This is a genomic window from Pseudomonas sp. Je.1.5.c, assembly GCF_051129895.1.
GTDB lineage: Bacteria > Pseudomonadota > Gammaproteobacteria > Pseudomonadales > Pseudomonadaceae > Aquipseudomonas > Aquipseudomonas urmiensis.
Genome location: NZ_JBCPSP010000046.1, coordinates 1 through 18,812 on the forward strand (window position 1 = coordinate 1; position 18,812 = coordinate 18,812).

Annotated in this window: 16 protein-coding genes and 2 tRNA genes; 17 read left to right on the plus strand and 1 reads right to left on the minus strand. The window is 60.3% G+C overall.

Annotation, left to right across the window (positions count from 1 at the left end; translation table 11 throughout):
- Nucleotides 1-322: 322 nt before the first annotated feature.
- The 4 genes from carA (at nucleotide 323) to AAZU54_RS23575 (ending at nucleotide 5,692) form a co-directional block, all read left to right on the plus strand.
- Nucleotides 323-1,459, plus strand: a complete 1,137-nt coding sequence (carA, locus tag AAZU54_RS23560) for a glutamine-hydrolyzing carbamoyl-phosphate synthase small subunit (RefSeq protein WP_186556503.1) — start codon at nucleotides 323-325, stop codon at nucleotides 1,457-1,459.
- Between the two features lie 105 nt (nucleotides 1,460-1,564).
- Nucleotides 1,565-4,786: a carbamoyl-phosphate synthase large subunit gene (carB, locus tag AAZU54_RS23565; RefSeq protein ID WP_186556502.1), complete on the plus strand. Its 3,222-nt coding sequence runs from the start codon at nucleotides 1,565-1,567 to the stop codon at nucleotides 4,784-4,786.
- Nucleotides 4,783-5,265, plus strand: coding sequence for a transcription elongation factor GreA (gene greA, locus AAZU54_RS23570; RefSeq protein ID WP_312151256.1), 483 nt, complete (start codon nucleotides 4,783-4,785; stop codon nucleotides 5,263-5,265). Before carB ends, greA begins: the two co-directional genes overlap by 4 nt.
- Nucleotides 5,243-5,692, plus strand: coding sequence for an MFS transporter (locus AAZU54_RS23575; protein WP_186556500.1), 450 nt, complete (start codon nucleotides 5,243-5,245; stop codon nucleotides 5,690-5,692). Before greA ends, AAZU54_RS23575 begins: the two co-directional genes overlap by 23 nt.
- Nucleotides 5,693-5,704: 12 nt before the next feature.
- Here AAZU54_RS23575 and yhbY read toward each other — a convergent pair whose 3' ends face one another.
- Nucleotides 5,705-6,013 (minus strand): ribosome assembly RNA-binding protein YhbY, encoded by a 309-nt coding sequence (yhbY, locus tag AAZU54_RS23580; protein ID WP_186556499.1) that lies wholly within the window; start codon nucleotides 6,011-6,013, stop codon nucleotides 5,705-5,707.
- A 102-nt stretch (nucleotides 6,014-6,115) separates the two neighbouring features.
- Here yhbY and rlmE point away from each other — a divergent pair, with 102 nt between their 5' ends.
- From rlmE to truB, 13 genes are all read left to right on the plus strand, one after another.
- The gene (rlmE, locus tag AAZU54_RS23585) at nucleotides 6,116-6,742 is read left to right on the plus strand and encodes a 23S rRNA (uridine(2552)-2'-O)-methyltransferase RlmE (protein WP_186556498.1); all 627 of its coding nucleotides are present in this window, start codon (nucleotides 6,116-6,118) and stop codon (nucleotides 6,740-6,742) included.
- 204 nt (nucleotides 6,743-6,946) lie between these two features.
- Complete coding sequence (ftsH, locus tag AAZU54_RS23590; protein WP_186556497.1) at nucleotides 6,947-8,854, plus strand: ATP-dependent zinc metalloprotease FtsH; 1,908 nt, start codon at nucleotides 6,947-6,949, stop codon at nucleotides 8,852-8,854.
- An 8-nt stretch (nucleotides 8,855-8,862) separates the two neighbouring features.
- Nucleotides 8,863-9,714, plus strand: a complete 852-nt coding sequence (folP, locus tag AAZU54_RS23595; RefSeq protein ID WP_186556496.1) for a dihydropteroate synthase — start codon at nucleotides 8,863-8,865, stop codon at nucleotides 9,712-9,714.
- 16 nt (nucleotides 9,715-9,730) lie between these two features.
- Nucleotides 9,731-11,071, plus strand: a complete 1,341-nt coding sequence (gene glmM, locus AAZU54_RS23600) for a phosphoglucosamine mutase (protein WP_186556495.1) — start codon at nucleotides 9,731-9,733, stop codon at nucleotides 11,069-11,071.
- Nucleotides 11,072-11,137: 66 nt separating this feature from the next.
- Entirely contained in the window at nucleotides 11,138-11,893 is a 756-nt protein-coding gene (gene tpiA / locus AAZU54_RS23605) for a triose-phosphate isomerase (protein ID WP_186556494.1), read from the plus strand.
- A gap of 4 nt (nucleotides 11,894-11,897) precedes the next feature.
- Nucleotides 11,898-12,290 carry a preprotein translocase subunit SecG gene (gene secG / locus AAZU54_RS23610; RefSeq protein ID WP_186556493.1) on the plus strand — a complete coding sequence of 131 codons (393 nt, stop codon included), beginning with the start codon at nucleotides 11,898-11,900 and terminating at the stop codon, nucleotides 12,288-12,290.
- A gap of 21 nt (nucleotides 12,291-12,311) precedes the next feature.
- Nucleotides 12,312-12,397: transfer RNA gene (locus tag AAZU54_RS23615), tRNA-Leu, on the plus strand.
- A 98-nt stretch (nucleotides 12,398-12,495) separates the two neighbouring features.
- Nucleotides 12,496-12,572, plus strand: a tRNA-Met gene (locus AAZU54_RS23620).
- A 130-nt stretch (nucleotides 12,573-12,702) separates the two neighbouring features.
- Nucleotides 12,703-13,161, plus strand: coding sequence for a ribosome maturation factor RimP (gene rimP / locus AAZU54_RS23625; RefSeq protein WP_186556492.1), 459 nt, complete (start codon nucleotides 12,703-12,705; stop codon nucleotides 13,159-13,161).
- Between the two features lie 59 nt (nucleotides 13,162-13,220).
- On the plus strand, nucleotides 13,221-14,702 hold the full coding sequence (gene nusA, locus AAZU54_RS23630; protein WP_186556491.1) for a transcription termination factor NusA: 1,482 nt from the start codon (nucleotides 13,221-13,223) through the stop codon (nucleotides 14,700-14,702).
- 27 nt (nucleotides 14,703-14,729) lie between these two features.
- Nucleotides 14,730-17,258 (plus strand): translation initiation factor IF-2, encoded by a 2,529-nt coding sequence (gene infB, locus AAZU54_RS23635; RefSeq protein WP_186556490.1) that lies wholly within the window; start codon nucleotides 14,730-14,732, stop codon nucleotides 17,256-17,258.
- A 117-nt stretch (nucleotides 17,259-17,375) separates the two neighbouring features.
- On the plus strand, nucleotides 17,376-17,777 hold the full coding sequence (gene rbfA / locus AAZU54_RS23640) for a 30S ribosome-binding factor RbfA (RefSeq protein ID WP_186556489.1): 402 nt from the start codon (nucleotides 17,376-17,378) through the stop codon (nucleotides 17,775-17,777).
- 3 nt (nucleotides 17,778-17,780) lie between these two features.
- Nucleotides 17,781-18,698, plus strand: a complete 918-nt coding sequence (gene truB, locus AAZU54_RS23645) for a tRNA pseudouridine(55) synthase TruB (protein WP_186556488.1) — start codon at nucleotides 17,781-17,783, stop codon at nucleotides 18,696-18,698.
- Nucleotides 18,699-18,812: the final 114 nt, after the last annotated feature.

An 18,812-nucleotide genomic window follows, 5' to 3' on the forward strand; every position in this document is an offset into this window, starting at 1 on the left:
GCTAACGCTTCGTTCTAAGGCATCTGAGGCACAACGCTGGGCTGGTCAGCCAAAGCCACTGGCGGCCGGCCTGGCGCGATCGCGGGGCAAGCCCGCTCCCACGAGCGCCCAGGGTGAGTACCAGGTCTGTCGCAATCCTGTGTTTTAGAGACACATATGCGGTAGACCGAAAACCCTCATTCCTGTAAGCTACAGCTTTAGTGTGTCCACTAAAAGCGCGCAGAGAAATTCAGCACATGAAGCGGGGTGACGTGTCCATACGTCACTCCGCTTTTTTGCAACCTGCGATCGCCCTTTCAGGCTTGATTTACGGGAGGTCTTCTTGACTAAGCCAGCCATACTCGCCCTTGCCGATGGCAGCATTTTTCGCGGTGAAGCCATCGGAGCCGACGGGCAGACCGTTGGTGAGGTGGTGTTCAACACCGCTATGACCGGCTACCAGGAAATCCTTACAGACCCTTCCTACGCCCAGCAAATCGTTACCCTGACTTACCCGCACATCGGCAACACCGGTACGACTCCGGAAGACGCCGAATCCAACCGCGTCTGGTCTGCCGGCCTGGTCATCCGTGACCTGCCGCTGGTGGCGAGCAACTGGCGTAAGACCCAGTCGCTGTCCGAGTACCTGAAAGAACACAACGTCGTCGCCATCGCTGGCATCGACACCCGCCGCCTGACCCGCATCCTGCGTGAAAAGGGCGCCCAGAACGGCTGCATCCTGGCCGGTGACAACATCAGCGAAGAAGCCGCCATCGCCGCTGCTCGCGGCTTCCCAGGCCTGAAGGGCATGGACCTGGCCAAGGTCGTTTCCACCAAAGAGCGCTACGAGTGGCGCTCCAGCGTGTGGGAGCTGAAAACCGACAGCCACCCGACCATCGAAGCTGCCGACCTGCCGTACCACGTGGTCGCGTTCGACTACGGCGTCAAGCTGAACATCCTGCGCATGCTGGTCGCCCGTGGCTGCCGCGTGACTGTGGTGCCAGCCCAGACCCCGGCCAGCGAAGTGCTGGCGCTCAACCCGGACGGCGTGTTCCTGTCCAACGGCCCTGGTGACCCTGAGCCGTGCGACTACGCCATCCAGGCAATCAAGGAAATCCTCGAAACCGAGATTCCGGTATTCGGCATCTGCCTCGGCCACCAGCTGCTGGCCCTGGCGTCCGGTGCCAAGACCGTGAAAATGGGCCACGGTCACCACGGTGCCAACCACCCGGTCCAAGACTTGGACACCGGCGTGGTCATGATCACCAGCCAGAACCACGGTTTTGCTGTTGACGAAGCCACCCTGCCGGGCAACGTTCGCGCCATTCACAAGTCGCTGTTCGATGGCACCCTGCAGGGTATCGAGCGCACCGACAAGAGCGCGTTCAGCTTCCAGGGCCACCCTGAAGCGAGCCCTGGCCCGACCGACGTCGCGCCACTGTTCGATCGTTTCACCGATGCCATGGCCAAGCGCCGCTGAGCATCCTGCTTCAAGGCCCCGGACCGGCTCGCGCCGCGCCCGGATGCGCCTGACCCAGATTGTTCAAAGCGGCTTGCCGACTGACCCCGGATTTGAGTGACCACCATGCCAAAACGTACAGACATCAAAAGCATCCTGATTCTCGGTGCCGGCCCGATCGTGATCGGCCAGGCCTGTGAATTCGACTACTCCGGCGCCCAGGCCTGCAAGGCCCTGCGCGAGGAAGGTTTCCGCGTCATCCTGGTGAACTCCAACCCAGCCACCATCATGACCGACCCGGCCATGGCCGACGCCACCTACATCGAGCCGATCAAGTGGCAGTCGGTGGCCAAGATCATCGAGAAAGAGCGTCCGGACGCCGTTCTGCCGACCATGGGTGGCCAGACCGCACTGAACTGCGCCTTGGACCTGGAGCGCCACGGCGTTCTGGAGAAGTTCGGCGTAGAGATGATCGGTGCCAACGCCGACACCATCGACAAGGCTGAAGACCGTTCGCGCTTCGACAAGGCCATGAAGGACATCGGCCTGGAATGCCCGCGCTCCGGTATCGCCCACAGCATGGAAGAGGCCAATGCGGTCCTCGAGAAGCTCGGCTTCCCATGCATCATTCGCCCGTCGTTCACCATGGGTGGCACTGGCGGTGGTATCGCTTACAACCGTGAAGAGTTCGAAGAAATCTGCACCCGTGGTCTGGACCTGTCGCCGACCAAAGAGCTGCTGATCGACGAATCGCTGATCGGCTGGAAAGAGTACGAGATGGAAGTGGTCCGCGACAAAAAGGACAACTGCATCATCGTCTGCTCGATCGAAAACTTCGACCCGATGGGCGTGCACACTGGTGACTCGATCACCGTTGCTCCAGCGCAGACCCTGACCGACAAGGAATACCAGATCATGCGCAACGCCTCGCTGGCGGTGCTGCGTGAAATCGGTGTCGAAACCGGCGGTTCCAACGTGCAGTTCGGTATCTGTCCGAATACCGGCCGCATGGTCGTCATCGAGATGAACCCGCGCGTATCGCGTTCGTCCGCCCTGGCTTCCAAGGCCACCGGCTTCCCGATCGCCAAGATCGCCGCCAAGCTGGCCATTGGCTACACCCTCGACGAGCTGCAGAACGACATCACCGGCGGCCGCACTCCGGCTTCCTTCGAGCCGTCGATCGACTACGTCGTCACCAAGCTGCCACGCTTTGCCTTCGAGAAATTCCCGAAAGCCGACGCGCGCCTGACCACCCAGATGAAATCCGTGGGTGAAGTCATGGCCATCGGCCGTACCTTCCAGGAGTCCCTGCAGAAAGCCCTGCGTGGCCTGGAAGTCGGTGCCTGCGGTCTGGACCCGAAAGTCGACCTGGCCAGCCCGGAAGCTGCCGGCATCCTCAAGCGCGAGCTGACCGTGCCGGGCGCCGAACGTATCTGGTACGTCGCTGATGCCATGCGTTCGGGCATGACCTGCGAAGAAATCTTTGCTCTGACCGGCATCGACATGTGGTTCCTGGTGCAGATGGAAGATCTGATCAAGGAAGAAGAGAAGGTCAAGACCCTGGCCCTGTCGGCCATCGACAAAGACCTGATGCTGCGCCTCAAGCGCAAAGGCTTCTCTGACCAGCGTCTGGCCAAGCTGCTGGGTATCACCGACAAGAACCTGCGCCGTCACCGCCACAAGCTCGAAGTGTTCCCGGTGTACAAGCGCGTCGACACCTGCGCCGCCGAGTTCGCCACCGACACCGCCTACCTGTACTCCACCTACGAGGAAGAGTGCGAAGCCAACCCGTCCACCCGCGACAAGATCATGATCCTGGGTGGCGGCCCGAACCGTATTGGCCAAGGTATCGAGTTCGACTACTGCTGCGTACACGCGGCTCTGGCGCTGCGTGAAGACGGTTACGAGACCATCATGGTCAACTGCAACCCGGAAACCGTCTCCACCGACTACGACACCTCCGACCGCCTGTACTTCGAGCCGCTGACGCTGGAAGACGTGCTGGAAGTGTGCCGCGTCGAGAAGCCAAAAGGCGTGATCGTCCACTACGGCGGCCAGACCCCGCTGAAACTGGCGCGTGCCCTGGAAGAAGCCGGCGTACCGATCATCGGTACCAGCCCGGATGCCATCGACCGTGCCGAAGACCGTGAGCGCTTCCAGCAGATGGTTCAGCGTCTGAACCTGCTGCAGCCGCCAAACGCCACCGTGCGCAGCGAAGACGAAGCCATCCGCGCTGCTGGCAGCATCGGTTACCCGCTGGTTGTGCGCCCGTCGTACGTACTGGGCGGCCGCGCCATGGAAATCGTCTACGAACTGGACGAGCTCAAGCGCTACCTGCGTGAAGCGGTACAGGTGTCGAACGACAGCCCGGTACTGCTCGACCACTTCCTCAACTGCGCCATCGAGATGGACGTGGATGCGGTGTGCGACGGCACTGACGTGGTGATCGGCGCAATCATGCAGCACATCGAGCAGGCCGGCGTTCACTCCGGCGACTCGGCGTGCTCGCTGCCACCTTACTCGCTGAGCAAGGAAGTGCAGGACGAAGTCCGCGTACAGGTCGCCAAAATGGCCCTGGAGCTGGGCGTTGTCGGCCTGATGAACGTGCAGTTGGCCCTGCAGGGCGACAAGATCTACGTGATCGAAGTCAACCCGCGCGCCTCGCGTACCGTGCCGTTCGTGTCCAAGTGCATCGGCACTTCCCTGGCCATGATCGCTGCCCGCGTAATGGCCGGCAAAACCCTGAAAGAGCTGGGCTTCACCCAGGAAATCATCCCGAACTTCTACAGCGTCAAGGAAGCCGTCTTCCCGTTCGCCAAGTTCCCGGGGGTTGACCCGATCCTCGGCCCTGAGATGAAATCGACCGGTGAAGTCATGGGTGTCGGTGACACCTTCGGTGAAGCGTTCGCCAAAGCCCAGATGGGTGCCAGCGAAGTGCTGCCGACTGGTGGTACCGCGTTCATCAGCGTGCGTGACGACGACAAGCCACAAGTGGCTGGCGTTGCCCGCGACCTGATCGCCCTGGGCTTCGAAGTGGTTGCAACTGTCGGCACCGCCAAGGTTATCGAAGCGGCTGGCCTGAAGGTGCGCCGTGTGAACAAGGTGACCGAAGGTCGTCCGCACGTGGTCGACATGATCAAGAACGACGAAGTGTCGCTGATCATCAACACCACCGAAGGCCGCCAGTCGATCGCTGACTCCTACTCGATTCGTCGCAATGCGCTGCAGCACAAGATTTACTGCACAACTACCATTGCGGCCGGTGAAGCCATCTGTGAAGCGCTGAAATTCGGCCCTGAAAAGACCGTTCGTCGCTTGCAGGATCTGCATGCAGGACTCAAAGCATGAGCATTACCAAGTACCCGATGACCGTCCAGGGCGCTCGCGCCCTGGAAGAAGAGCACCTGTTCTTGAGCAAGACCGAGCGTCCGCGCTTGAGTCAGGCTATTGGCGAAGCCCGCGAACTGGGCGATCTCAAGGAAAACGCCGAATACCATGCCGCCCGTGAGGAGCAGGGCATGGTCGAAGCGCGCATCCGCGACATCGAGGGCCGTCTGCAGAACTCGGTGGTGATTGATATCACCACCATTGCGCATACTGGCAAAGTGATCTTCGGTACCACCGTGCTCTTGGCTAACGCCGAGACCGGTGAAGAAGTGACCTACCAGATCGTTGGTGAAGACGAAGCCGATATCAAGCAGGGCAAGCTCTCTGCTGGCGCACCCATCGCCCGAGCCATCATTGGCAAGGAAGAGGGTGATGTTGCAGCGGTCAAGACACCTAGCGGTGTGGTCGAGTACGAGATTGTCGAAGTCAAGCACATCTGACCGGCGCCAGCGCGCGCCATCCCTCGAGGGGATCCTCTGGCAGCTGGCCCAGGTATTCTGGGTCGGCGGCTTGTGGGTGTTCCATGTGGGCTTGGTGCCGGCGCTCAAGGTCAGTGGCCTGGCGCCGTTGCTGGTGCACGACGTGGCTGCGCAGATCGACCGTTGGTTGATTGGCGTGGCTTGGCTCGGGTTGATGACCCAGCTGGCGGTGTTGGCGAGGGTGGAGGGCCTGGCGGCCTGGTGGCGGCAATTTCGCGGCCAGATGCTGCTGCTCGGCTTTGCTGCCTGCGTCAGCTACTACACGCTACGCTACGGGATATCCGTGGGCGAACGTTGGCAGATGTTCTGCTTTTTGGTGCTGGGCTTCTCCGGCATCGTGCTGGTGGCCCAGCCGGTCCCGGTCAGGGCGCGCAAGGCGCGCCACTGATCGGAGCCACCGTTACTTGAAGCGGTGGATGTTCGACAGCTGCTTGTTCGGTTGCGGGTTCTTGCGGTAGATCAGCGCTTTTTTGCCGATGGTCTGCACCAGTTCGGCGCGGCCGGCCTTGCACAGCCCGGCGATGGCGGCGGCACGTTCTTCGCGATCCTCGGAGCGAATTTCGACCTTGATCAGCTCATGGTCGGCCAGGGCGCGTTCCAATTCGGCGATAACGCCTTCGTTCAGGCCGTTGCCGGCAACGATCAAGACCGGCTTCAGGTCGTGACCAATAGACTTGTACTGCTTCTTCTGCTCGTTATTGAGCGGCATAATCTGACCCTTTTCGTCTGATTCTGTAAAATTGGTAGCCATTTTACCCGAGGGCCTGTGGCTCCGCCCAGTCAATCACGACGCTAATCATCGAGGTGCCCCGTGGTACAGCGTTCTAAAAGCAGCCATAACTGGCTGAGAGAGCATTTCAACGATCCTTTCGTCAAGCAGGCGCAGAAGGATGGTTATCGCTCGCGTGCGAGCTACAAACTGCTGGAGATCCAGGAAAAGGACAAGTTGATCCGTCCTGGCATGAGCGTAATCGACCTGGGCGCGGCCCCGGGTGGCTGGTCGCAGGTGACCAGTCGTCTGATTGGTGGCCAAGGTCGGTTGATCGCCTCCGACATCCTGGAAATGGACTCGATCCCGGATGTCACCTTCATTCAGGGCGACTTCACCGAGGACGCGGTGCTGCAAAGCATCCTTGAAGCGGTCGGCAATTCACACGTGGACCTTGTGATTTCCGATATGGCCCCCAATATGAGTGGTACGCCTGAGGTGGACATGCCGCGGGCCATGTTCCTCTGCGAGTTGGCACTGGACCTGGCGACCCGGGTTCTGCGTCCAGGCGGAGATTTCCTGATCAAGATCTTCCAGGGCGAAGGTTTTGATGTGTACCTCAAGGACGTGCGCAGCAAGTTCGACAAGGTGCAGATGCGCAAGCCGTCCTCCTCGCGGGATCGATCCCGTGAGCAATACCTGCTCGGCAGGGGCTTCAAAGGGGCGTGAAATGGCACTTGGCGTGGTGGGTGATAGTTAATTCCAATCAGCCGCCGCGTCAGGATTGTCCGAACTTCGTGTAGTCTAGGTTTCACAAAGGGTTACAGACGGCACCTGCGGATGCGTGGGTAATGTAGTAAGTTAGGGCGGTGAATATCATGCGAGGCACGGCTGCGTCGTGCGCCGACCTCAGAGGGTAGCTAATTGAACGACATGGCAAAGAATCTGATCCTGTGGTTGATCATCGCGGCCGTCCTGGTGACGGTGATGAACAACTTCTCCAGCCCGAACGAGCCGCAAACCCTCAACTACTCTGACTTCATCCAGCAGGTCAAAGACGGTAAGGTCGAGCGAGTCACGGTCGACGGTGCCGTCATTACCGGCAAGCGCACCGATGGCGACAACTTCAAGACCGTACGTCCGGCCATCGCCGACAACGGCCTGATTGGCGACCTGGTCAACAACAATGTTGTTGTCGAAGGTAAGCAGCCTGAACAGCAAAGCATCTGGACCCAACTGCTGGTAGCCAGCTTCCCGATCCTGGTGATCATCGCGGTGTTCATGTTCTTCATGCGCCAGATGCAGGGCGGTGCGGGCGGCAAGGGCGGGCCGATGAGCTTCGGCAAGAGCAAGGCGCGCCTGCTTTCCGAAGACCAGGTCAAGACTACCTTGGCTGACGTCGCCGGTTGCGACGAGGCCAAGGAAGAAGTTGGCGAACTGGTCGAGTTCCTGCGCGATCCGGGCAAATTCCAGCGTTTGGGCGGTCGTATTCCACGCGGCGTGCTGATGGTTGGCCCGCCAGGTACCGGTAAGACCCTGCTGGCCAAGGCCATCGCCGGTGAAGCGAAGGTGCCGTTCTTCACTATTTCCGGTTCCGACTTCGTCGAAATGTTCGTGGGTGTTGGCGCAAGCCGCGTTCGTGACATGTTCGAGCAGGCCAAGAAGCACGCGCCGTGCATCATCTTCATCGATGAAATCGACGCCGTCGGTCGCCACCGTGGCGCCGGCATGGGCGGCGGTCACGACGAGCGCGAGCAGACCCTCAACCAATTGCTGGTCGAGATGGACGGCTTCGAGATGAACGATGGCATCATCGTTATCGCTGCCACCAACCGTCCAGACGTGCTCGACCCGGCGCTGCTGCGTCCTGGTCGCTTTGACCGCCAGGTGGTGGTAGGGCTGCCGGATATCCGTGGTCGCGAGCAGATCCTCAAAGTGCATATGCGCAAGGTGCCGATTGGCGAGAACGTCAACCCTGCCGTTATTGCACGTGGTACTCCGGGCTTCTCCGGTGCCGACCTGGCCAACCTGGTCAACGAAGCGTCGCTGTTCGCTGCTCGTTCGAGCAAGCGGGTAGTTGAAATGAAGGAGTTCGAGCTGGCCAAAGACAAGATCATGATGGGCGCCGAGCGCAAATCCATGGTCATGTCCGAGAAGGAAAAGCAGAACACCGCTTACCACGAAGCAGGTCACGCCATCGTTGGTCGTGTCGTGCCTGAGCATGACCCGGTCTACAAGGTCTCGATCATTCCGCGCGGCCGTGCGCTGGGTGTGACCATGTTCCTGCCTGAGGAAGACCGTTACAGCCTGTCCAAGCGTGCGCTGATCAGCCAGATCTGCTCGCTGTACGGCGGCCGTATCGCCGAAGAAATGACCCTGGGCTTCGATGGCGTCACCACTGGTGCCTCCAACGACATCATGCGTGCCAGCCAGATTGCGCGGAACATGGTCACCAAGTGGGGCCTGTCCGAGAAGTTGGGCCCGCTGATGTATGCCGAGGAAGAAGGCGAGGTGTTCCTGGGTCGCAGTGCAGGTTCCCAGCACGCCAGCGTGTCGGGCGAAACCGCCAAGCTGATCGACTCCGAGGTGCGCAGCATCATCGACCAGTGCTATGCCACGGCCAAGCAGATTCTCACCGAGAACCGCGACAAGCTTGACGCAATGGCCGAAGCCCTGATGAAGTACGAAACCATCGATGCCGACCAGATCGACGACATCATGGCCGGTCGTACACCACGCGAGCCTCGTGACTGGGATAACGATGCCGGCACCTCCGGCAACCAGGCTTCCCAGGGTGATCGACCGGAGTCGCCGATCGGCGGTCCTGCGGCTCAACACTAAGGGTTATCATGACCTCACAGCTGTACCCGACCCGGTTGCCTTGCGGCAACCGGGTTCTTGATTTGTCCCGTACCCATGTCATGGGTATTCTCAATATCACCCCTGATTCCTTCTCCGACGGTGGCCGTTTCAGCCAGCGCGATGAAGCCCTGCGCCATGCCGAAGCCATGGTCGCGGCAGGTGCCACCTTGATCGACATCGGCGGCGAGTCCACTCGTCCAGGTGCCCGGGCAGTGTCTGTCACCGAGGAGCTCGAGCGCGTGGCGCCGATGGTCGAGGCGATCAACAGTCGCCTGGATGTGGTTATCTCGGTCGATACCTCTACCCCAGCAGTGATGCGCGAGTCGGCCCGTCTGGGCGCAGGCCTGATCAACGACGTGCGCGCGCTGGAGCGCGATGGTGCGTTGGACGCCGCCGCGGCGACCGGCTTGCCGGTGTGCTTGATGCACATGCGCGGTGACCCGGATAACATGCAGGACAACCCCCACTACGACGATGTCACCGTCGACGTGACGCGCTATCTTGAACAGCGTATGGCGGCCTGCGTGGCGGCCGGAATCAGCGCCGAGCAGATCGTCCTCGACCCGGGCTTTGGTTTTGCCAAGACCCTCGAGCACAACCTGAGCCTGTTCAAGCACATGGAGGCGCTCTATCGCCTCGGTCGCCCGCTGTTGGTGGGCGTATCGCGCAAGAGCATGATCGGCCTGACCCTGGATCGTCCGGTCGGTGAGCGGTTGTATGGCAGCTTGGCCCTGGCCGCCCTGGCCATGACCAAGGGTGCAAGCATCCTGCGTGTGCACGATGTGGCTGAGACAGTCGATGTGGTGCGCATGATCGCCGCCGTGCAGAACGCCGAATAAGTACACTGGAGTTCCTATGAGCAGAAAATACTTTGGTACCGATGGTATCCGTGGCCGCGTTGGCGAATATCCGATTACTCCGGACTTCATGCTCAAGCTGGGCTGGGCGGCAGGAATGGCCTTCCGCAAGCAGGGTGCTTGCCGGGTGTTGGTGGGCAAGGACACGCGGATTTCTGGCTACATGTTCGAATCTGCGCTGGAGGCCGGTTTGTCCGCGGCGGGTGCCGATGTGATGTTGCTCGGGCCGATGCCAACTCCGGCGATCGCCTACCTGACTCGCACCTTCCACGCCGAGGCGGGGATCGTTATCAGTGCTTCGCACAATCCTCATGATGACAACGGTATCAAGTTCTTCTCCGGTCAGGGCACCAAGTTGCCCGACGAAGTCGAGATGATGATCGAGGAGCTCCTCGACCAGCCGATGAATGTGGTCGAATCGAGCAAGCTGGGCAAAGTTTCCCGGATCAACGATGCCGCGGGTCGCTACATCGAGTTCTGCAAGAGCAGCGTCCCGAGCAGCACCAGCTTCGAAGGTCTGAAGCTGGTGATCGATTGTGCTCACGGTGCTACCTACAAAGTCGCGCCAAGCGTGTTCCGCGAGTTGGGCGCCGATGTCACGGTGCTGCACGCACAGCCCGATGGCCTGAACATCAACCTGAACTGTGGCTCGACCCATATCGAGTCGCTGCAGGCTGCGGTGTTGGTCGGTCATGCCGATTTGGGCATCGCCTTCGATGGTGATGGCGATCGGGTGCTGATGGTTGACCATACCGGCGCTATCGTCGACGGCGACGAACTGCTGTTCATCATCGCCAGGGACCTGCAGGAACGCGACAAGCTGCAGGGTGGGGTGGTGGGTACCCTGATGAGCAACTTGGGCCTGGAACTGGCCTTCAAGGAGCTTGATATCCCCTTCGTGCGCGCCAAGGTTGGCGACCGCTACGTGATGGCCGAGCTGATCGAGCGTGAGTGGATCCTCGGTGGGGAAAACTCCGGGCACGTGGTGTGCTGTAACCACACCAGCACCGGTGATGCGATCATTGCCGCGCTGCAGGTGCTGATGGCACTCAAGCGTCGTGGCGAGAACCTCGCCCAGGCGCGTCAGGCGGTGCGCAAGTGCCCTCAGGTGCTGATCAATGTGCGCTATGGTGCCGGTGCCGACGATCCGTTGGAAAACCCTGCGGTGAAAGAAGCCAGTGCCAAGGCTACTGAGGCGATGGCCGGTCGCGGCCGGGTGCTGCTGCGCAAGTCCGGCACCGAGCCGCTGGTGCGGGTGATGGTCGAAGGCGATGATGAACATCAGGTCCGTGGCCATGCCGAAGCCTTGGCTAAGCTGGTTGCCGAAGTTTGTGCGTGAAAGACCCTTGCCAGCGCAGTTCGGGTTGGGTAAGATCTGCGCCCACTTTGACCGACGAGGTAAAGCATGCGTCGCCCCATGGTAGCTGGTAACTGGAAGATGCACGGTACCCGCGCCAGCGTCGCTGAGCTGACCCAGGGCTTGAGCAATCTGTCCCTGCCGAGCGGTGTAGAAGTTGCGGTTTTTCCTCCCGCCTTGTTCATCAGTCACGTGATTGATGGGTTGGCTGGTAAAGGAATTATCGTTGGAGCACAGAATTCTGCTGTACAGTCCGAACAGGGCGCGCTGACCGGCGAAGTTGCACCGAGTCAGTTAGCTGAAGTGGGTTGCAAGTTGGTGCTGGTCGGGCACTCTGAGCGTCGCCAAATCATTGGTGAAAGCGATGAAGTGCTCAACCGCAAGTTTGCAGCCGCTCAGGCAAGTGGTTTAACGCCAGTGCTTTGCGTAGGGGAAACCCTCGAAGAGCGTGAGGCAGGCAAGACGCTCGAAGTTGTAGGGCGTCAACTAAGCAGTATCATCGATGAGTTCGGTGTTAAGGCTTTTGCCAATGCTGTAATCGCCTATGAGCCTGTATGGGCCATTGGTACGGGTTTGACGGCCTCGCCTCAACAGGCTCAGGATGTGCATGCTGCCATCCGTAAGCAGTTGGCGGCAGAGAACGCCGAAGTTGCCGAGAATGTGCAGCTTCTCTACGGCGGCAGCGTGAAGGCGGCCAATGCGGCCGAACTGTTCGGCATGCCGGATATCGATGGGGGGCTCATTGGTGGAGCGTCCCTGAACGCAGACGAATTCGGTGCAATTTGTCGCGCCGCAGGAAACTGAACAAATGATGGAAACAGTCGTAGTTGTTTTTCATCTGTTGGCTGCACTGGCACTGGTAGTGCTGGTATTGCTGCAACAGGGTAAAGGTGCGGAAGCAGGTGCATCTTTCGGCGCAGGTGCTTCTAATACTGTGTTCGGAAGCCAAGGTTCTGCTACCTTCCTGAGTAAATTTACTGCTATACTCGCTGCCACTTTCTTTTTAACTGCACTTGGGTTAGGATACTTCGCGAAAGAGCAAGCTCACCAGCTGACTCAAGCAGGTCTGCCAGATCCAGCAGTTTTGGAAGTTAAAGAGCAGAAGCCGGCAGTAAATGATGATGTACCGGTGCTCCAGGAGCAGAAGAGCGAAGCCACCAACACTGGTGATGTACCTCCTCCGAGCCAAGAGCAGAAGTAACGGGTTTCAAGAAGTAGTATTGCCGAGGTGGTGGAATTGGTAGACACGCAACCTTGAGGTGGTTGTGCCCATAGGGTGTAGGGGTTCGAGTCCCCTTCTCGGTACCAATTGAAGCAAGAGAGCCCGCTTTAGCGGGCTTTCTTGTAGGTGGAGGTCGGATTGACCCAGTAGCGGGTTCAGTCTTATACTTTCGCCCCAGCTTTGTCGCGGGGTGGAGCAGCTTGGTAGCTCGTCGGGCTCATAACCCGAAGGTCGTTGGTTCAAATCCAGCCCCCGCAACCAGCTTCAGCGGAGCCCCTTTTCAGGGGCTTTTTGCTAGCCGAACAGTTTTAGGCGTCGTTGTCCAACGGCGCTTTCAGGGATGGGCGCTTTGCCCATTTTTTATTTGCACAGCATGCACGAGGGGGTTCAGGTGTCGAGCAAGCTAGAACAGTTGCAGGCCTTGTTGGCCCCGGTTGTCGAGGGTCTGGGCTATCAGTGCTGGGGGATCGAGTTCATCTCCCAGGGCAAGCATTCGGTGCTGCGTATCTACATCGACAAGGAAGGCGGAATCCTGGTGGACGACTGCGAAGCAGTCAGCCGACAGGCCAGCGCGATCCTCGATGTGGAAGATCCGATTACTTCCGAATACACCCTTGAAGTGTCCTCTCCTGGCATGGATCGCCCGCTGTTCACGCTTGAACAGTTTGCCTCGCATGCCGGCGAGCAAGTGAAGATCAAGCTGCGTTCACCCTTCGAGGGTCGTCGTAACTTCCAGGGCCTTCTCCGCGGCGTGGAGGAGCAGGATGTGGTCGTCCAGGTAGACGATCAAGAGTTCCTGTTGCCGATCGACTCGATCGACAAGGCCAATATTATTCCCAGTTTTGACTGAGACGTGCCGGACCCGGCGGACTATCCGGGCCCAATGGCTTGCGCAAGGCGAGGCGTACGATGAGCAAAGAAGTACTGCTGGTTGTTGAATCGGTATCCAACGAAAAGGGTGTACCGCCCGGCGTCATTTTCGAGGCGCTGGAAGTGGCTCTGGCCACTGCAACCAAAAAACGTTTTGAGGACGAAGTCGACCTGCGTGTGGAAATCAACCGCCACACCGGTAGCTACGAGACCTTCCGTCGCTGGACCGTGGTCGACGAAGCCGATCTTGATGATCCGGCGATCGAGACCTGGTTGGACAAGATTCACGAGACCCACCCTGAAGCCAAGGTCGGTGACGTGATCGAAGAGAAGATCGAGTCTATCGAATTCGGTCGCATCGCCGCTCAGACCGCTAAGCAGGTCATCGTGCAGAAGGTCCGCGAGGCCGAGCGTGCGCAAGTGGTCGACGCTTACCGCGAACGTGTTGGCGAGATCATCTCCGGCACCGTGAAGAAGGTCACCCGCGACAACGTCATCGTCGACCTGGGCAACAACGCCGAGGCGTTGCTGGCTCGCGAAGACATCATTCCACGCGAGACTTTCCGGGTTGGCGTGCGCCTGCGTGCGCTGCTCAAGGAAATCCGCACTGAGAACCGCGGTCCGCAGCTGATCCTGTCGCGTACCGCGCCGCAGATGCTGATCGAACTGTTCCGCATCGAAGTGCCGGAAATCGCCGAAGGCCTCATCGAGGTCATGGCCGCTTCCCGTGATCCGGGTTCGCGCGCCAAGATCGCCGTTCGCTCCAAGGACAAACGCATCGACCCGCAAGGCGCCTGCATCGGCATGCGTGGTTCGCGTGTCCAGGCGGTGTCCGGCGAGTTGGGCGGTGAGCGTGTGGATATCGTCCTGTGGGACGAGAACCCCGCGCAATTTGTCATCAACGCCATGTCGCCGGCTGAAGTCGCGGCGATCATCGTTGATGAGGATGCCCACGCCATGGATATCGCCGTGGCCGAGGACAACCTGGCCCAGGCCATCGGTCGTGGTGGTCAGAACGTTCGCCTGGCAAGCCAGCTCACCGGCTGGACCCTGAACGTGATGACCGAGAAGGACATCCAGGCCAAGCAGCAAGCCGAGACTGGCGACATCCTGCGCAACTTCATCGACGAGCTGGAAGTCGACGAAGAGCTCGCCCAGGTGCTGGTCGACGAAGGCTTCACCAGCCTGGAAGAAATTGCCTACGTACCGTTGGAAGAAATGCTCAACATCGATGGCTTCGACGAGGATATCGTCAACGAGCTGCGCGCTCGTGCCAAGGACCGCCTGTTGACCAAAGCCATCGCTACCGAGGAAAAACTGGCAGACGCCCATCCGGCCGAAGACCTGCTCTCGCTTGAGGGTATGGACAAGGACCTGGCGGCCGAACTGGCGGTGCGCGGCGTGGTTACCCGCGAAGACCTGGCCGAGCAGTCGATTGACGACCTGCTCGACATCGACGGCATCGACGAAGAGCGTGCCGGCAAGTTGATCATGGCCGCCCGAGCCCACTGGTTCGAGTAATTAGGCGCGGCCTGAGGAGAGAAGTGCATGACGCAAGTCACGGTGAAAGAATTGGCCCAAGAGGTCGCTGCACCGGTTGAGCGCCTGCTGCAGCAGATGCGTGAGGCAGGTCTGCCGCACACCGACGCCGGTCAGGTAGTGACCGACAATGAGAAGCAGGCTTTGCTGGCTCATCTGAAGAGCAGCCACAAGGCAAAAGTGGAAGAGCCGCGCAAGATCACCTTGCAGCGCAAAACCACCAGCACCCTGCGTGTCGCCGGTAGCAAGAGCATCAGCGTAGAAGTACGCAAGAAGAAAGTTTTCGTTCAGCGCAGCCCGGAAGAGATCCAGGCTGAGCAGAACCGCGAGCTGGAAGAGCGCCGCGCCGCTGAAAACGCTGCACGCGACAAGGCTAACGCCGAAGCGCGTCAGCGCGCCGAGGAGCAATCCCGTCGCGAAGCGCCACAAGCCGCTGTTGCCAGCAAGCCTGAGGCCGCGCCTGCCGCTGCCCCGGTGGCTGCTGCCCCAGCTGCGGCCCAGGAGCCTGTGAGCGAAGAAGCCGCAGTCCGCGCAGCCGAGCGCAAGAAAGAAGAAGCGCGTCGCACCGAAAACCGCACCCGCGATGAAGATCGTCGTGGCGGTCGTGGCGAAGCGCCGCGCGTCTCGATCAAGGTCAAGGTCAAGGAGAAAGAAAAAGCTCCGACGCCTCGTGCCGCTCCGCGTACCACCGAAGAAGAAAGCGATGGCTTCCGTCGCGGTGGCCGTGGCAAGGGCAAGCTGAAAAAGCGCAACGCGCATGGCTTCCAGAGCCCGACCGGTCCAGTCATTCGTGACGTGACCATCGGCGAGACCATCACGGTTTCCGACCTGGCCAACCAGATGTCCGTCAAGGGCGCTGAAGTGGTCAAGTTCATGTTCAAGATGGGTACTCCGGTCACCATCAACCAGGTGCTCGATCAGGAGACCGCTCAGCTGGTCGCCGAAGAGCTCGGCCACAAGGTCACCCTGGTCAGCGACACTGCCCTGGAAGATTCCCTGGCCGAATCGCTGAAGTTCGAAGGTGAGAGCGTACCGCGTGCTCCGGTTGTGACCGTCATGGGTCACGTTGACCACGGTAAGACCTCGCTGCTCGACTACATTCGTCGTGCCAAGGTTGCCGCTGGCGAAGCCGGTGGTATCACCCAGCACATCGGTGCTTACCACGTCGAAACCGACCGCGGTATGGTCACCTTCCTCGACACCCCAGGTCACGCTGCGTTTACCCAGATGCGTGCCCGTGGTGCCAAGGCGACCGACATCGTCATTCTGGTGGTGGCGGCGGACGACGGCGTGATGCCGCAAACCCGCGAAGCCGTTCAGCATGCCAAGGCAGCTGGCGTTCCGCTGGTCGTTGCAGTGAACAAGATCGACAAGCCGGGTGCCGACCTCGATCGCATTCGTAACGAGCTGTCCGTCGAAGGCGTGACCTCCGAGGACTGGGGTGGTGACACTCCATTCGTCAAGGTTTCGGCGAAGATGGGTACCGGTGTCGACGAGCTGCTCGAAGCCGTACTGCTGCAGGCCGAGATCCTCGAGCTCAAGGCCACCCCAACCGCGCCTGGTCGTGGTGTCGTGGTCGAATCGCGCCTGGACAAGGGCCGCGGCCCAGTTGCCACCATCCTGGTTCAGGACGGTACGCTGCGTCAGGGCGACATGGTCCTGTGCGGTTCGAACTATGGCCGCGTTCGCGCCATGCTCGACGAGAACGGCAAGCCTGTGAAAGAAGCCGGTCCGGCCATTCCAGTCGAGATCCTCGGCCTGGACGGCACGCCGGAAGCCGGTGACGAGCTGTCGGTAGTGGCTGACGAGAAGAAGGCCCGTGAGGTCGCTCTGTTCCGTCAAGGCAAGTACCGTGAGGTCAAGCTGGCCCGTGCTCACGCTGGCAAGCTGGAAAACATCTTCGAGACCATGGGTCAAGAAGAGAAGAAGACCCTCAACATCGTCCTCAAGACCGATGTTCGTGGTTCTCTCGAAGCGCTGCAGGGCTCGCTCGGCGGCCTGGGCAACGACGAAGTGCAGGTGCGCGTGATTGGTGGTGGCGTCGGTGGTATCACCGAGAGCGACGCCAACCTGGCCCTGGCGTCCAACGCGGTGCTGTTCGGCTTCAACGTGCGTGCCGATGCCGGTGCCCGCAAGATCGTCGAGCAGGAAGGTCTGGATATGCGTTACTACAACGTGATCTACGACATCATCGAAGACGTCAAGAAAGCACTGACCGGCATGCTCGGCAGCGATGTTCGCGAGAACATCCTGGGCGTCGCCGAAGTGCGTGACGTGTTCCGTTCGCCGAAGTTCGGCGCCATCGCTGGCTGTATGGTCATCGAGGGTACCGTTCACCGCAACCGTCCAATCCGCGTTCTGCGCGAGGACGTGGTGATCTTCGAAGGCGAGCTGGAATCGCTGCGTCGCTTCAAGGACGACGCGGCCGAAGTCCGCTCGGGCATGGAGTGCGGTATTGGCGTCAAGAGCTACAACGACGTCAAGGTCGGCGACAAGATCGAAGTCTTCGAGAAAGTCCAGGTGGCTCGTACCCTGTAAGGGTCGAGCTGGCAGAAGCCCCGCCCCAGGGCGGTTGGCAACGCCTCTGCAGGTAGCGCCCGGTCCGGCTTCAAGCCTGGCCGGGCGTTTGCCGCTTTAAGTTACAGGTAGCAAAGAATGGCAAAAGAATATAGCCGTACCCAACGCATTGGCGATCAGATGCAGCGTGAGCTGGCCGAGCTGATCCGCCGTGAAGTCAAAGACCCGCGCGTCGGCCTGGTGACCATCACCGCCGTCGACGTCAGCCGTGACCTGGGCCATGCCAAGGTGTTCATCACGGTCATGGGCCAGGAAGATGCCCCCGACGCGATCAAGCAGTCGGTCAAGGCCCTGAACAGCGCCGCCAGCTTCCTGCGCCTGCACCTGGGGCGCTCGATGCAACTGCGCAGCGTGCCGCAACTGCATTTCCATTTCGATGAAAGCGTCAGCCGCGGTGTGCACCTGTCGGCACTGATCGAGCGTGCAGTGGCTGAAGACCGTCTGCATCAGGGTTCCAACGAGCCGGACACCAAGGAGTAACGGGTGGCCCAGGTCAAACGAATCCGCCGCAACGTCAGCGGCATCATCCTGCTCGACAAGCCATTGGGGTTCACCTCCAACGCCGCCTTGCAGAAGGTCCGCTGGTTGCTCAATGCCGAGAAGGCCGGCCATACCGGCAGTCTCGATCCCCTGGCCACCGGCGTGTTGCCGCTGTGCTTCGGTGAAGCGACCAAGTTCTCCCAATACCTGCTCGATTCCGATAAAGGTTACGAGACGGTCATGCAGTTGGGGCAGACTACCAATACCGCCGATGCCGAAGGCGAAGTCTTGCAGACTCGCGAGGTGACCGTTGGTCGCGCCGATATCGAGGCCTTGCTGCCACGTTTTCGCGGCCCGATCAGCCAGATCCCGCCGATGTACTCGGCGCTCAAGCGTGACGGTCAACCGTTGTACAAATTGGCCCGTGCAGGAGAGGTAGTGGAGCGCGAGGCGCGTTCTGTTACTATTAACCGCTTGGAGCTGCTCGAGTGCGAAGGCACCCGTGCGCGCCTGTCGGTTGGTTGCAGCAAAGGCACCTATATTCGTACCCTGGTGGAGGATATCGGTGAGGCGCTGGGCTGTGGTGCCTATGTCGCCGAACTGCGTCGAACCCAGGCTGGCCCCTTCGAGTTGGCACAGACCGTGACCCTCGAGGCGCTCGAACAAGCCCATGCCGAAGGTGGCAATGAAGCGCTCGATCGCTTCCTGATGCCGTCCGATAGCGGGTTGCAGGACTGGCCGCTGGTGCATCTATCCGAGCACAGTGCGTTCTACTGGCTGCATGGCCAGGCAGTACGTGCGCCGGATGCGCCGCAGTTCGGCATGGTCCGGGTACAAGATCACAATGGTCGCTTCATCGGTATCGGTGAAGTGAGCGAAGACGGGCGCATTGCGCCGCGTCGCTTGATTCGGTCGGAATGACCGATACCAGCTGCGAAAGCCTTGGCTGACACAGGTGGATACGAGGATGGCTGTCAGTAGGCACGGTCACACCTCTTTTTATTAATACAGGGTTCGTCCCTGGCCTATTGGACC